The following is a 14,959-nucleotide window of genomic DNA, read 5'->3' as shown; positions in this document are numbered from 1 at the left end:
CACCTTGCACGATCACCTCGCCCGCCGCTGCCGAAAAGGGCTACAGTCGCCAACTGTGCGACAGCAAATACTGCGGCTCCACCTCGGTGGCCGCGCGGGGAGGCATTGATGGCGCGCGGGCGGCTACGCCGGCGCTTCAAGGACGATGATCTGACGGACATGCCCGACCATGCACTGGTCGGTGTCGTCCGTATCCCCTCGATGCAGGAGAGCCCCGGTCGCGCGATCAGCAAACGGGTCATCTACGCGCTGATCGCGTTGTTCGCCGCAGTGTTCATCGTCTATCTGGACCGCGACGGCTATCGAGACGTGCAGGACAATGAGCTGTCGTTCCTCGATTGCCTGTACTACGCGACGGTGTCGCTCTCGACGACCGGATACGGTGACATCACGCCGTACACGTCGTCGGCCCGACTGATCAACGTGCTCGTGATCACGCCACTGCGGGTGATGTTCCTGATCGTTTTGGTCGGTACCACCCTCGAGGTGCTGACCGAACGTTCGCGGCAGGCACTCAAGATCCAGCGTTGGAGGAGCAAAGTGCGTAACCACACTGTGGTGATCGGCTATGGGACCAAGGGCAAGACTGCGGTCAAGGCGATGATCGCCGACGGCCAGAAGCCCTCGGAAATCGTTGTCGTCGACGGCGATCAGACCGTCCTCGACAACGCCGCCGCCAAGGGGCTGGTGACGGTCCGCGGCGACGCGACCCGCTCGGACGTACTTCGCCTGGCCGGTGCCCAGCACGCGTCGGCCATCGTGGTCGCCACCAACCGCGACGACACGGCGGTGCTGGCGACGCTGACGGCTCGAGAACTGGCACCGAAGGCAAAGATCGTGGCCTCCATCCGGGAGGCCGAGAACACCCACCTGATCCGGCAATCCGGCGCCGACTCCGTGGTCGTCAGCTCCGAAACCGCGGGGCGTCTGCTCGGACTGGCCACCAGCACCCCCACCGTCGTGCAGGTGATCGAGGACCTGCTGACACCCGACGAGGGATTCGCCATCGCCGAACGCGACACCGAACCCGAAGAGGTCGGTGGCTCGCCCCGGCATCTGCCTGAGATCGTCCTCGGCGTGGTGCGTAACGGCAAGCTGCACCGGGTCGACGACAGCAAGGTCGACGCCATCGAGAACGGCGACCGATTGCTGTACGTTCGGCAAGGCCCGCCGGACTAGCCACGCCGCTCCATCTGCCGCGCACCATCAGGAGGAAACCGTTTGCCGCGCTTTGAGTTCGAGATGCCACCGATGTTGTCGCGGGCCGTGTACGACCGTGCCGATGAGATCAGGCACGACGAGCAGCGGCTGAAGGCCAAGTGGCCTGATGCGCTATTGCTCCAGATCGATCCGTCCGGCCGCTATCCGGTGGGGGAGGACGGCCTGGGCTGGATCATGGCCCTGGACGCCGGCGACGAACCACCGCCGGAAGCGGTGTTCCTCGGTCTGCACCCTGAAGAGGGCCGCGACATGTGGGCAATGCGCTTCGACATCATCGACGGACCCAAGGACGACCCGCGCCGCGGTGCGCAACTCCTCGGCGCGAACGAGGCGGGCATCCTCTCGACAGCGCTCGGCGTCCTCAATTGGCATGACAATGCCCGGTTTTCGCCGGTCGACGGTGCGCGCACCGAGCCGGCCAAGGGCGGTTGGGTCCGGCGCAACACGATCAGCGGCAAAGAGGAGTTCCCGCGCACGGATCCGGCGATCATCACCGTCGTCCACGACGGCGCCGACCGCATCTTGCTCGGCAGGCAGGCGCAATGGCCCGATCGCTGGTTCTCGACCCTCGCCGGATTCGTCGAGCCAGGGGAGTCCCTCGAGCAGTGCGTACTGCGCGAGGTGCACGAAGAAGTCGGGCTCGACACCTGGGACCCGATGTACGTGGGCTCTCAGCCGTGGCCGTTCCCGCGGTCGCTCATGCTCGGCTTCGAGGTCACCGCAGACCCGGAACAACCCCTCGATTTCATCGACGGCGAGATCGCGGCGGCCGAGTGGTTCGGTCGCGACGAGGTCATCACGGCGATCGAAGCCCAGGAAGAGTGGATGGGGTCGGACGGCAAACCCATCGTCGACGACGCCCGACTACGTCTGCCCGGGTCCATCTCGATCGCCAGCGCCCTGATCAGGGCCTGGGCCTACACGCCCGCTCCTGACCAGGTCACCCGCGGATAGCGTCAGACACCCAGCTTCTTGCGCACGTCTGCGACGGTGGGGTTGGTCGCGGTGCTGCCATCGGCGAACTTGACGGTGGGGACCACATGGTTGCCACCGTTCACGCTGCCGACGAATTCCGCGGCGGCCGGGTCCTGCTCGATGTCGATCTCCACCCACTCGATGCCCTGGCCTTTGAGGCCCATCTTGAGGCGCTTGCAGTAGCCGCACCAGGTGGTGGTGTACATGGTCAAAGTCGCGTTCTCCGTAGTCACGCCTACATAACACCATGACGGCGTCAGGTGTTCCGTGTGGGAGTTGTCGAGCGGACTCTTGCGTGCGCTGAGCGTGCTCTTTTAAACGTCGAGCGTGCTCTTGCGTGCGTCGAGCGTGCCGAAGTTTGATGCCTTGTGCGCAGCGCGCGACCCGCAGCGTCAGCTCTGTCGGCAGCCGTTGGAATACTGGTGCCATGAACGCCTCACTGGACCCTCAACAGCAGGCCGCCGTGCTGGCGCCCCGCGGACCGGTCTGCGTGCTGGCCGGCGCGGGGACCGGTAAAACCCGCACGATCACCCGTCGTATCGCCCATCTGGTGGGTGACGGTCACGTCCGCGCAAGTCAGGTCCTCGCGGTCACCTTCACCGCCCGCGCCGCCGGTGAGATGCGCACCCGGCTGCGTTCCCTCGGCATCTCCGGCCAGGGAAATGCGGTGCAGGCATTGACGTTCCACGCGGCTGCGCTGCGGCAACTGCGGTACTTCTGGCCGCAGGCCATCGGTGAGAACCAGTGGGAACTGCTCGACAACAAGTTCCCGGTGGTCTCGCGCGCCGCCAGATCTGCGGGCGCTCCGACCACCACGGATACGCTGCGTGACCTGATCTCGGAGATCGAGTGGGCCAAGGGTTCGCTCATCGGGCCTGCCGAGTATCCGGCGATGGTCGCCAAATCCCGTAGGGAATCGCCTCTGCCCGCGGAGCAGGTCGCTGCCGTGTACGAGCGGTACGAGCAGCTCAAAGTGTCCTCATCGGGAGATCAGCTCCTCGACTTCGACGATCTGCTCTTGATGACCCGTGCGATTCTCGACGATCACCCGGTACTCGCGGAGGAGTTCCGGGACCGCTATCGGTGTTTCGTCGTCGACGAATACCAGGACGTCACACCCGCCCAGCAAGCCTTGCTCAACGCCTGGGTCGGGGAGCGGGACGACCTGACCGTCGTCGGCGACGCCAACCAGACGATCTACTCGTTCACCGGCGCCACCCCGAGCTACCTCCTCGACTTCTCCCGTCGCTTTCCCGAGGCCATGGTGGTGCGGCTCGAGCGTGACTACCGGTCCACCCCGGAGGTCGTGAGCCTGGCCAACCGGGTCATCGGCGCGGCGCACGGCAGGATCGCCGGCACCCGCCTGCAACTCATCGGGCAACGACCCAGCGGGCCTGAGCCGTATTTCGCGGAGTACCCCGACGAGCCCGCCGAGGCCACCGCGGTCGCCCGATCGATCAAGCGGTTGATGGCGCAGGGTGTTCCGGGCTCGGAGATCGCCATCCTCTACCGGATCAACGCACAGTCCGAAGCCCATGAGCAGGCGCTGACCGCCGCGGGTATCCCGTACCAGGTGCGCGGCGGCGAGGCCTTCTTCTCGCGGGCCGAGATCCGGCAGGCGATGCGGTCGATCAACCAGGCCGCAGCACGCGACGACCTGCCCGCCGACGCCGACACTGTGACCCTGCTGCGCGCGATCCTGGTGCCACTGGGGCTCACCGACGAACCGCCCGCGGGTGCGCAGGCACGGGAGCGGTGGGAGTCGCTGCTGGCTCTTCAGAAGATGACCGAGGACATGCTGACCGAGGACGCCGACCTCACCCTGACCGAGGTCGCGCGCGAGTTGTCGGCGCGGTCGGAGGCTCGGCACCCACCGACCGTCCAGGGCGTGACGCTCTCGTCGCTGCACGCGGCGAAGGGGCTGGAGTGGGATGCGGTGTTCCTCGTCGGACTCGTTGACGGATCGTTGCCGATCAATCAGGCGGTCAAAGCAGGCGACGACGCCATCGAGGAGGAACGCCGGTTGCTGTACGTGGGCGTGACGCGCGCTCGCGAGCACCTGCAGATGTCCTGGGCGTTGTCGCGCAACGAGGGCGGCCGGGCGTCGCGGCGTCGCTCGCGGTTTCTGGTCGATCTGGTTCCCGAGGACTCGCCGGCGTCTCGGATCGCGGAACCGAAGCGCAAGAAGTCCGGACCGCGATGCCGAGTGTGCGACAAACCGTTGCTCGGTAAGACTGCGTCCCTGCTCGGCCGGTGCGAGGGTTGCCCCTCCGACCTCGACGAGGGTCTGTTGGTGGCGCTCAAGGAATGGCGCTCCGGTCGTGCGAAAGAACAGAAAGTTCCGGCGTACGTGGTCTTCTCGGACAACACCCTGATCGCGATCGCCGAGCAACAGCCCGGCGATGTCCCTGCACTGGTGGCGATTCCGGGCATCGGGGCGAAGAAACTCGACCAGTACGGGGAGGACGTTCTCGCGCTCGTCCGGGACATCGGCACGGGATAGCTCGACGCGGGGTGGATCCGCAGTCGAGGATTCGGAAGAAACTGCAGGTCAAAAATAGGTTGTGCGATCTGGACGCCCCCGTTTACTGTGGACAACAACACGGCGGGGGTCGCATCGATCTGCTCGATCGGCCCACCGGCCACACCACGCACTCAATGCGCACGCGATTGCAAGGAAGGGAGAGGTCCGATGAACGATTTGTTCACCACCGCCGAGAGCGCTGTCGAACATGCCGGCATGGCATGCGGTTCGTGGCATCGGACGCTGCCCCTCGCCCAGCGCCCGCGAAGCGGACAAGCGCATCATCGCGCAGTCGCCGGAAAGCCGGAATTTCTGGCTCCCAAAGCAGCGATTTCGGCGGTAAACCGCTCAGCGTTCCCTGTGGACAGAGTGTTTGATCTGACCTAGTTCAGACTCCATTCGAGGCCACGGCGAATCGCGACAGCGAACCCGTGGCCTCTTTTGTGTTCTAGGAACATCCTCGTTCCACCACCACTGAAGTGCCCGGGTCTCAAGCACAACATCCGACAAGCACATTCGACAGTGGAGGAATACTGATGACCGAGGTACTCGAGTCGTGTATCGGCGGCGGGCTCGCACTGGACATCGCCAAAACAGAACTTCCGTGCCAGTTCGCGGACGCAGACCTGTGGTTCTCCGAGAACCCGGGTGACCTCGAGCAGGCCAAAGCGCTGTGCGGCGATTGCCCACTGCGGCGGGAATGCCTCACCGAGGCCCTCGACCGGCGTGAACCATGGGGAGTCTGGGGTGGTGAGATCTTCGACCAGGGTGTCGTGATCGCCCGCAAGCGCCCACGTGGCCGGCCGCGGAAGAACCAGGCTGCATGACACCGACCGTGAGAGATACGAAACGGGCGGATACGAGAGAAGTCTCGTATCCGCCCGTTTCGGTATGTGGCAGGGTCAGATCACTCCGCGAGTCCCGTGACCCACCGTTCCATGATCGCCCGGTAGGGAGCCTCGGCATCGAGTTGTGCAGCGATGCCCACGCAACCTCCAAGGACTCGGAACACCATCACATATTCTTTGGGACAGTTCAGATTTCGTGAAGTCTTGTAGACATCACCACGAGGATCCGAAGCTGCTCCTGCCGCTTTCTGCAACCACTTGCGGGTGAAGTGAAACGACTCGCTGTACAGCGGATCGACGTAGGGGCGCAAATATGCCTCGAGATCTTGCGGAGTCACCTTGTCCTGATGCGAACGCTGGATGAAGTTGGCGCGCACCATCTCTTCTTTGAGTTGGTCGTACTTCCTGTCCCTGCACAGTCGCAGGATCGGTCCGGTGGCCGCGGGAAGACCGTTCGGATAGTGGCCGACGGCGCCGAAGTCGAGGATGGCCATCCGGCCGTCGGCCTGGAACTGGAAATTCCCGGGGTGCGGATCTCCGTGTACGAGCCCGACCCGGCTCGGTGAGCTCACCTCGAACTCGGTCATCTTGGCGGCCGCGGCGTTACGCTCCTCGACGGTGCCCTCCTTGATCACCTTGGACATCGGGATGCCGGTGATCCATTCTGATACAACGACTTTGGGCGCCGACGCGACCACCTTCGGGATCACGAAATTGGGATCGTCCGCGAACGCCTTGGCGAAGGCCCGTTGGTTGTTGGCTTCCTTGGTGTAGTTCAGTTCGTCTTCGGTGCGGTCGATCAGCTCGTCCATCATGGACTTGACGTCGGTGCCGGGGGACAGGCGTTTGAGCAGGCCGGTCATTCGGGACATGGTCTTGAGGTCGGCCTTGAGAGCGTGGTCTGCGCCCGGGTACTGCACCTTCACCGCTACCTCGCGGCCGTCGTGCCACAGTGCCTTGTGCACCTGGCCGATGGACGCTGAGGCTGCCGGTTCGTCGGAGAATTCCTTGAATCGTTCGCGCCACTTGGTCCCGAGCTGGTTGTCGAGCACTCCGTGGACCTTGGCCGCGGGTAGCGGCGGTGCCTCTGCCTGCAGCTTCGTCAGTGCGTCGCGGAATGGTTCCCCGAATTCCTCGGGGATCGCGGCCTCCATGATCGAGAGCGCCTGCCCGACCTTCATCGCGCCGCCCTTGAGTTCGCCGAGAACGGCGAACAGCTGTTCCGCGGTCTTCTCCATCATGTCGGCGGCGATCTCGTCCCGGTCCCCACCCGCGAGTCTCTTACCGAAGCCGGAGGCCGCTCTTCCAGCCACCCCGAGCGGAAGCGAAGCGAGTTTCGCATTTCTGCGCGCCCCACCTCGTGTGATCTCAGCCATTGAGTTTCCCCTTTCCAATGCCCCGAGCTTAGTTCACCGGGCTGACCGGCAGCCGCAAAGCGGATGCGGTGGCCAGTGGCGCAGCACCATCGATGACGGGTTTGCCCGGAATTCGATCGTGGTGTTCAGGGTCGACGGCGGTGGCTGGTTCACCTGGCCCGAGCGGGTGACGGCGGTGATCTGTTCGATTTGCGCGGCCGCGACCGCGACGGTTCCGGCGATGGTGGCGGATCCGGCCCAGCCGCAGGTCCCCAGTAGTTGCGCGCTGACGGTCGGCCAGTCGCGATCTCGGTCGGTGCGGTGATGATCGGCACAGTGCAGGCAACTCGTCAGACCGGGTAGCACCATCGGACCGATGACCCCCACGCCGTCACGCAGCCGCACCATCAGGTGAGGAATGCGATGACGCATGAGGCTCGACACCAGCCACGGGTCGTGCGTGAGGTAGTCGGTCAGCATCACGAGGTCTGTCGCCCAGGTCGACACCCGTTCCTGATGGACCAGCGGGTCCTGGTCCTCGGTGTCGATGAGCGAAGGCCTGCGTACTGATCGCGCAAGGTCGACTCCGGCGCCGTGAAGGGCTCGTGAAATGGCCACGGCCAGCGGACCGGCGCCGTGTACCCGCACCCGCAGCCGGGTGGACGACCCGACCTCGTGATGTGCGATGCCGGCGACAACGAGGTCGTCGAGCAGCTCGGCGACCTCGTTCCGGGACAGACCTGCCTCGATCGCAGCGGCCTCGACCTCACCCGGTGGTCGCTTGCTCGTCATCGATCGCAGCAGCGCCGCGAGTTGGGCGGGATGCACGCCCTCGGACGGTTCGACGATGATCGCTGTGTCCGGGTCGCAGCCCACCTGGATGCGCCCACCGGGTCTGACGAGAACCGCGACGCCGGGGCGGAGCACGGGGAGAGAGGTGATGACGGCCATGACGTCACCCAATCAGGGCCTACACAAGCGCTGCTCTCGCCGCATCGCAGTTATCCACAGCCGAGATCGGCCCTGACCTGCACAAAATGGCACCCGGCGAAAAATCAAGCGGTGGGGTTCTCGCCGCCGTCGTCGCCGCTGTCTCCGGGCTTCTCGCCGCGTTTCTCGGCTTCGTCGGCAATGGTCTTCTCGAGCTGGGCAATCGGGTCGTCGAAGGGATCGACGCCGCCGCCGATGACCCGGTCGATGAATGCCGCCGGGTGGTCGAGGTCGTCGGCATCGGGGACGAGATCGGGGTGAGCCCACACCCCGTCGCGGGTCTCGACATCCGACGACTCGAGGAGTTTGGTCCACAGATCGGCAGCTTCGCGCAGCTTGCGGGGGCGCAGCTCCAAACCGATCAGCGTGGCGAAGGTCTCCTCAGCCGGTCCGCCGGTGGCGCGGCGTCGGCGCATCGTCTCCGTGAGCGCACCCACGGATGGGATACGGTCCGAGAGTGCCTGGGAAACAACGGTTTCCACCCAGCCTTCGATCAGGGCCAGGATTGTTTCCAGGCGCGCGAGAGCGTGTTCCTGAGCGGGTGAGGTCTTCGGTTCGAACGCTGCGCCCCCGGCCATCAGATCTTGGATCTTGCTGGGATCGGACAGGAGCGCGGTCGGGTCGATGCCGGCGGCAGCGTCCTGGATTCCGGAGAAGTCGATGGTGATGCCGCGCGCGTACTCCTCGACCGTCGAGAGCAGCCGTTGCTTCAGCCACGGAACGTGGGTGAACAGGCGTACGTGCGCGGCCTCGCGTGCGGCGAGGAAGACAATGATCTCCTGGCTCGGCTGCTCGAGTCCGTCGCTGAAGGCCGCAACTGCCTCGGGCAACAACACAGCCATGCCCGAGGGTGCCAGCGGCAGGCCGATATCGGTGGAGGTCAACACCTCTTTCGCGAGCTGCCCGAGTCCCTGACCGAGCTGGGTGCCGAAGGCCATGCTCCCCATCTGGCTGACCATCCCCATCATGGGCCCGGCGATTTCTCTGGCTTCTTCGGGAAGGTTCTTGGTCCACGTTCCGGCGATCTGTTCGGCCACCGGATTGCACAGCGTCTTCCAGACCGGAAGCGTTTTCTCCAGCCACTCGACGGAGCTCCACGCCTCGGTGGCGCTGACGCCTGCGGGCAGAGTCGTGACATTGTCCAGCCAGACCTCGGCCAGACGCACCGAGTCGGTGACCGCGGAGGTCTCCCGCTCGCTGACGGGACTGTGCTTACCGATCTGCTGGCGCGCCAGTTGGGTTGCCACCTGGTAGTTCACCGGTTCGCCCCCGGTTCCGGTGCCCATTCCGGCACCCATGCCGGAGAGCATCTGACCGAGTTGCGACAGCATCTGACCCAGCTGGTTGGGGTCGAAGTCGCCGGGCTTCTTGCCAGACGAGTCACCGTCCCCGTCATCACCGGAAGCGGCCGAGAATCCGAAAGGCAAGTCATTCATGCCCTCCACGGTACCGGCGGTCGGGTCGCACATCGGATCGAACTCATCCGCTCTCCGCGAAAGCCGACCGGCACTCTCTGGCGGGTGAGTGTGAATCGGTCGTCGCCGCCCGAACCTCTACGCTGGGCGACGTGAAAGAGCAGTCTGTTGACCCGGGGCCCGAGCACGGGCAGGAATCCAAGGCAGAGGACAGGCCGACTCCCCGAGGTCGTCGCTGGAGGATTGCACCGGGTCATCGGCGTATCGCAACGTTGTTCGTCGCGTTGGCGTTCCTCGTCGCGTTCGTGCTCCTCGGCACCCTCGTCCGGGTGCCCTATGTGGCGTTGGGCCCCGGACCCACGGTCAACACGCTGGGATCGGTTGATGACCGACAGGTGGTCGCCATCGAGGGTGAACCCACCGACCCGACGACCGGCAACCTCAACCTGACTACCGTCTCGGTGACGGACGGACTGACACTGTTCCAGTCGATCGGGTTGTGGTTGTCCGGAGACGACGAGCTGCAACCACGCGATCGCGTGTATCCGCCAGGCAAGTCCAATGAGGAGGTGACCCAGGAGAACCGTCAGCAGATGACGGGCTCGGAGAACTCGGCGACCATTGCGGCGCTTGCCTTTCTGGGGCGTCCCCTCGACCTCGTCGTCGCGGGAGTCGATGACGAAGGGCCGTCCGCGGGGCAGCTGCAGCCCGACGACGACATCACCGCGGTGAACGGGAAGCCGGTGGAGACATCGGTGGCCCTGCGCGAAGCGGTCGCCGCCCTCCCTCCCGGGACCGAGGTGACCCTCGATGTCCTGCGCGGGGGCCAGCCCGCCACGGCGACGGTCACCCTGGCCCCGAACCCGGACGACGCGAAGAAGGGCTATCTGGGGATCTCGTTGTCGGAGCAGAACGGTGACCCCGACCTCGACATCTCCTTCGACGTCGGGGAAATCGGCGGACCGTCTGCGGGTCTGATGCTCACGCTGGCGATCATCGACAAACTGAGCCCCGGCGAGTTGAACGGCGGCGAGTTCATCGCCGGTACCGGCACGATCGACTCGTCAGGCGACGTCGGCGAGATCGGCGGCATCACCCACAAGATGCAGGCAGCCCGAGAGGCCGGGGCGACAGCGTTTCTCGTGCCGTCCGGCAACTGTGCCGAAGCGAAATCCGATACGCCCGACGGCCTGACGCTGGTCCGGGTCGACACCCTCGACGACGCCATCGCGGGGTTGACCGATCTCCGAGAGGGCCGCACCCCGCCGAGCTGTTGAGGTGGCCGGTCTGTGCACCGAGCTCACTCTTCGTCGGGGGTGTTCTCCAGGGTCGCGGCGAGCGCCAAGACCAGATTGGGTGCCATGTTCGGGTGCGAGAGCAATTCGATCGGAGCGTCGTCGTCGGCCTCGACATCGTCGACTCCCGGCGCGAGCTGCAACAGGCTCAGATTGCGCCCATCACGCAGTACCGCGGCCGCCAGCCGGGCCTGACGGCTCTCGGGATGAGCCGCCGCCGCGCTGCGCGCGGCCTGATCGGCGGAGTCGGGATCAGCGAGCAGCGGACCCAACGCGTCGTCGAGATCATCCTCGGCCTCGGGTGGTAGAACGATGATCTCCTGGACCAACGCGCATCCCGCGACCTCTGCCGGCCAGCTGGTGGTGGCGAGTACGTGTTCGAGCTCGGCCATGCCGCTGTCGGGGGAGACCGGTAGGGGAGCCTGCTCGATCAACGTCAGCTCCGAGGTGTCGTGATCGTCGACCCAGTCGGGCTGGGTGTCGGCGAGCAGGGCGGTCGGCACCAGGGCGAACAACTGCGGGGGCTGGCCCCATCCGGCCGCGTCGACGAACTCGACGACCTCGCGGATCGCGCTGCCCAAGGCGTCGGGGGAGAGCACAGGTGGTTGCGATTCGGTCACAACACACATAGTGGCATCTATCGCGGTGATTCCGGTGCAGCCACCGTCTTCGCAGGCTGCCCGGCCACGATGTTCCGGCGCAGGCTACACAAGCTGCGGGCGGCTCTCAGGTAGTAATCGGTACTGTTCTAGGCGAATGCGAAAAGTTGTGTCGAATCTGACTCGTCTTACCGCCTTCGAACGCCCAGCACAGGCTGCGGGGCGCCGCAAAGTAAAGTGTTGGTCAAGTCCGGTTGCGGTGCTCCGGCATAAAAATATGGAGTAACACTCGTGGGTATCCGTGGTCCGGCAGCAATGCCATCGCTGTCGCGGCGCAGTAAGGCGCTGATCGCAACGGCCGTCATCGTTCTCGTGGTCCTGTTGGTGGGTCCGCGGTTCATCTCGATCTACACCGATTGGCTGTGGTTCGACGACATCGGTTATCGGTCCGTCTTCAGCAAGATCATCTGGACGCGGGTCGCGCTGTTCGGCATCTGCGGCGTCGTCGCCGGGCTGATCATCTTCGGCGCGCTGTGGCTCGCCTATCGCAGTCGGCCCGTGTTCGTGCCGACCAGTGGCCCCGGCGACCCCATTGCGCGCTATCGCACGCTGGTGATGAGCCGTATCCGCTGGTTCACGATCATCCCGACGGTGTTGGTCGGTTTGCTGGCAGGCCTTGTCGCGCAGGGCTCCTGGTCGACGGTCCAGGTATTCCTGCACGGCGAGAGTTTCGGCATCAAGGATCCGGAGTTCAACCACGACGTCGGGTTCTACGCGTTCGATCTGCCGTTCTACCGCTTCATTCTGAACTTCTTGTTCGTCGTCGTGGTCATCGCCTTCATCGTCAGCCTGGTGACGCACTACATCTTCGGCGGGATCAGGCTGGCGGGCCGCGGCGGCACGCTGACCAACGCTGCGCGGATCCAGCTGGCGGTCATCGCCGGCACGTTCCTGTTGCTCAAGGCGGCGGCGTACTGGCTCGACCGGTACACGTTGCTCTCCAGTACGCGCAAGCAAGAGATCTTCACCGGTGCCAGCTACACGGATATCAACGCCGTGCTGCCGTCGAAGCTGATCCTGATGGCGATCGCCGTCATCTGTGCAGTGGCGTTCTTTGCCGGGATCATCCTGCGGGACCTGCGAATCCCTGCCCTTGCGACGGCGATGATGTTGTTGTCCGCACTCGTGATCGGCGTCGGCTGGCCTGCCGCGATGGAGCAGTTCTCCGTCAAGCCGAACGCCGCGGAGAAAGAGGCCGAGTTCATCGGCCGCAACATCGCAGCGACGAAACAGGCCTATGGAATCGGGCCAGATCGGGTGACGTACGACCAGAACTGGACGTCGGAGCCGGTCGACCCGCAGCTGGTCAACTCCGACGAGCCCACCTTGTCGAACATTCGCATCCTGGACCCCAACATCATTTCCCCGGCGTTCACCCAGGTGCAGCGCCAGCAGAACTTCTACGGATTCCCCTCGCAGCTCGCCCTCGACCGGTACGAGGTCGACGGGCAGATGCGTGACTTCGTCGTCGCGGCGCGTGAGCTCGACCCGAGCCGTTTCGAGGCGAACCAGCAGAACTGGCTGAACAAGCACACCGTGTACACGCACGGCAACGGATTCATCGCCGCGCCTGCAAACCAGGTCAATGAAGCCGTGTCGAACATCGATGACGTCGCCAGCGGGGGCGGCGAACCGGTGTTCTATGTGAGCGACCTCCGGAATTACCAAAGCGACGACTACAAGGCGAATGCGCCCATCAAGGTGTCTCAGCCGCGCATCTACTTCGGCGAGCTCATCTCGAAGGTGAATCCCGATTACGCGATCGTCGGTTCGGACAACGAGGAGAACCGCGAGTTCGACACCCCGGATTCGACCTACACGTACTCCGGTGAAGCCGGTGTGCCGCTGTCGAATTGGTTCAACAAGTTCGCCTACGCGGTGAAGTACACCGAGCGCAACCTGCTGCTGTCGGGCGCCATCAACAAGAACTCGAAGATCATCTACAACCGTGATCCACGAGACCGCGTCGAGAAGGCAGCGCCCTGGCTGACCGTCGACTCGAAGACCTATCCGGCCGTGATGGACGATGGATCAGTCAAGTGGATCGTCGATGGCTACACCACGCTCGACGCATTCCCCTACGCGCAGTCGACGTCGCTGGAAGACGCGACAACCGATGCGCAGCAACTGAATCAAGGGCAGACCGGCCGAACCCAGGTCAACAAGCAGGTGTCGTACGTACGCAACTCCGTGAAGGCGACGGTCGATGCGTACTCCGGCGAGGTCAAGCTCTATCAGTTCGACGATCAGGATCCGGTCCTCAAGACGTGGATGAAGGTGTTCCCGGGCAGCGTGGAACCGAAGTCGGAGTTCGACAAACTCGACGACCTGCGCGAGCACGTCCGGTATCCCGAGGATTTGTTCAAGATCCAGCGCGAGCTGTTGACCAAGTACCACGTGGACAATCCCCAGACGTTCTTCCAGGGCGACGCCTTCTGGTCGGTTCCGAGCGATCCGACCGACAGCGCCGCGGTCACACAGGGACTCGATCAGCCGCCGTACTACTTCGTGGCGTCCGATCCGGACACAGGTAAGCCGTCCTTCCAGCTCACCGCGGTGTTGAACGTCCTGAAACAGGAGTTCATGGCGTCCTACCTGACGGTGTCGTCGGACCCCGGCAACTACGGCCGGATCACCGTCAAGGACCTGCCTGCCACGCCACAGCGCGAGGGGCCGAAACAGGTGTTCAGCGCGATGGAGACGGACGGGCGAGTGGCCGAGAGTCGTAAGAACCTCGAGAACACGGCCGACGTGACGTTCGGCAACTTGCTGACACTCCCGGTGGGCGACAACGGCATCCTGAACGTGGTGCCCATGTACGCACAGGCAAAGAGCACCGCGGGCACATTCCCGAGGCTGTTCCGCGTCATCGTGCGGTACGACGGCAAGATCGGTTACGCGCCGACGGTCGCGGGTGCTCTGGCCGGGGTGGGGATCGACCCATCGCGGGTGACCCAGATACCGGGTGCCGAGGGCGTTCCGCCGACGGGACAGGACCCGGTGCCGGGTCAGACCGAGCAGCAGGGGCAAGCCACGCCGCCGGCGACCGGCAATACCCCTGCGGTTCCCGCCTCGCCGCAGCGGGACGCGGTTGTCCAGAAAATGGATGCTGCGCTGAACGCGATGCAAGAAGCTCTGCGGACGGGCAACTTCACCGCCTACGGCCAGGCCCAGACTGACCTGCAGGCGGCAGTCGCAGAATACGAGGCCTTGCCGACGAGTTAGCGTTTGCGCTGCTCAAGGTAGGTGAGCGGCGTTACAGGCGGGCGATTTGCAGATCGGATACGCCCGCCTGTAACGTTGTGTTCACCGCCGCGGGGTGGAGCAGCTCGGTAGCTCGCTGGGCTCATAACCCAGAGGTCGCAGGTTCAAATCCTGTCCCCGCTACGAAGGTCAAGAGGCCCTCGAGACAATGTCTCGGGGGCCTCTTGCGTTGTCCTGTGCCGCGTCGAACAGTTCCTCCGACTCCGGCCATGTCCTCCGGTTGCAGTCGGAGGAAGTCGCGAAAGTCGGAGGAAGTGAGGGCGTTTCGACTTCTGCGCAGCCTCCATGTAACGTTGTGTTCACCGCCGCGGGGTGGAGCAGCTCGGTAGCTCGCTGGGCTCATAACCCAGAGGTCGCAGGTTCAAATCCTGTCCCCGCTACGAAAAGAAAACCCGCGTCCTGCTTGCAGGACG

At 64.7% G+C, this 14,959-nt stretch carries 11 protein-coding genes and 2 tRNA genes; 8 read left to right on the top strand and 5 right to left on the bottom strand.

Annotated elements, in window-relative coordinates:
* Positions 1-108: 108 nt before the first annotated feature.
* Both J3S28_RS09565 and nudC read left to right on the top strand, forming a co-directional pair.
* The gene (locus J3S28_RS09565; protein WP_207839972.1) at positions 109-1,179 is read left to right on the top strand and encodes a potassium channel family protein; all 1,071 of its coding nucleotides are present in this window, start codon (positions 109-111) and stop codon (positions 1,177-1,179) included.
* Positions 1,180-1,221: 42 nt separating this feature from the next.
* A complete protein-coding gene (gene nudC, locus J3S28_RS09560; RefSeq protein ID WP_207839970.1) occupies positions 1,222-2,175 on the top strand; it encodes an NAD(+) diphosphatase in 954 nt (317 codons plus the stop codon).
* Between the two features lie 2 nt (positions 2,176-2,177).
* On the opposite strand, the gene J3S28_RS09555 is transcribed toward nudC, so the two are convergent.
* Positions 2,178-2,402 (bottom strand): mycoredoxin, encoded by a 225-nt coding sequence (locus tag J3S28_RS09555; RefSeq protein ID WP_207840767.1) that lies wholly within the window; start codon positions 2,400-2,402, stop codon positions 2,178-2,180.
* A 221-nt stretch (positions 2,403-2,623) separates the two neighbouring features.
* Here J3S28_RS09555 and J3S28_RS09550 point away from each other — a divergent pair, with 221 nt between their 5' ends.
* Together J3S28_RS09550 and J3S28_RS09545 are read left to right on the top strand one after the other, a co-directional pair.
* Complete coding sequence (locus tag J3S28_RS09550; RefSeq protein WP_207839969.1) at positions 2,624-4,699, top strand: ATP-dependent DNA helicase UvrD2; 2,076 nt, start codon at positions 2,624-2,626, stop codon at positions 4,697-4,699.
* Positions 4,700-5,256: 557 nt separating this feature from the next.
* Positions 5,257-5,547 carry a WhiB family transcriptional regulator gene (locus J3S28_RS09545; RefSeq protein WP_207839966.1) on the top strand — a complete coding sequence of 97 codons (291 nt, stop codon included), beginning with the start codon at positions 5,257-5,259 and terminating at the stop codon, positions 5,545-5,547.
* Between the two features lie 80 nt (positions 5,548-5,627).
* Here the strand turns inward: J3S28_RS09545 and J3S28_RS09540 are convergent, their stop codons facing one another.
* From J3S28_RS09540 to J3S28_RS09530, 3 genes are all read right to left on the bottom strand, one after another.
* Positions 5,628-6,944 (bottom strand): ABC1 kinase family protein, encoded by a 1,317-nt coding sequence (locus J3S28_RS09540; protein ID WP_207839964.1) that lies wholly within the window; start codon positions 6,942-6,944, stop codon positions 5,628-5,630.
* 33 nt (positions 6,945-6,977) lie between these two features.
* Positions 6,978-7,874, bottom strand: coding sequence for a hypothetical protein (locus J3S28_RS09535; protein ID WP_207839962.1), 897 nt, complete (start codon positions 7,872-7,874; stop codon positions 6,978-6,980).
* Between the two features lie 104 nt (positions 7,875-7,978).
* Entirely contained in the window at positions 7,979-9,349 is a 1,371-nt protein-coding gene (locus J3S28_RS09530) for a zinc-dependent metalloprotease (RefSeq protein ID WP_207839960.1), read from the bottom strand.
* Positions 9,350-9,570: 221 nt separating this feature from the next.
* Between J3S28_RS09530 and J3S28_RS09525 the strand changes: the two genes are divergently transcribed.
* A complete protein-coding gene (locus tag J3S28_RS09525) occupies positions 9,571-10,605 on the top strand; it encodes a YlbL family protein (protein ID WP_207840765.1) in 1,035 nt (344 codons plus the stop codon).
* Positions 10,606-10,628: 23 nt separating this feature from the next.
* Here J3S28_RS09525 and J3S28_RS09520 read toward each other — a convergent pair whose 3' ends face one another.
* The gene (locus J3S28_RS09520; protein WP_207839958.1) at positions 10,629-11,252 is read right to left on the bottom strand and encodes a PPA1309 family protein; all 624 of its coding nucleotides are present in this window, start codon (positions 11,250-11,252) and stop codon (positions 10,629-10,631) included.
* A 261-nt stretch (positions 11,253-11,513) separates the two neighbouring features.
* Here J3S28_RS09520 and J3S28_RS09515 point away from each other — a divergent pair, with 261 nt between their 5' ends.
* The 3 genes from J3S28_RS09515 to J3S28_RS09505 all read left to right on the top strand — a co-directional run bounded on the left by J3S28_RS09515 (position 11,514) and on the right by J3S28_RS09505 (position 14,926).
* Positions 11,514-14,507, top strand: coding sequence for a UPF0182 family protein (locus J3S28_RS09515; RefSeq protein ID WP_207839956.1), 2,994 nt, complete (start codon positions 11,514-11,516; stop codon positions 14,505-14,507).
* Positions 14,508-14,595: 88 nt separating this feature from the next.
* A tRNA-Met gene (locus J3S28_RS09510) sits at positions 14,596-14,669 on the top strand.
* 183 nt (positions 14,670-14,852) lie between these two features.
* A tRNA-Met gene (locus tag J3S28_RS09505) sits at positions 14,853-14,926 on the top strand.
* Positions 14,927-14,959 lie beyond the last annotated feature (33 nt).

It is taken from the genome of Williamsia soli, from assembly GCF_017377795.1.
Lineage (GTDB): Bacteria > Actinomycetota > Actinomycetes > Mycobacteriales > Mycobacteriaceae > Williamsia > Williamsia soli.
This window is presented reverse-complemented; position numbering and strand designations above follow the sequence as displayed.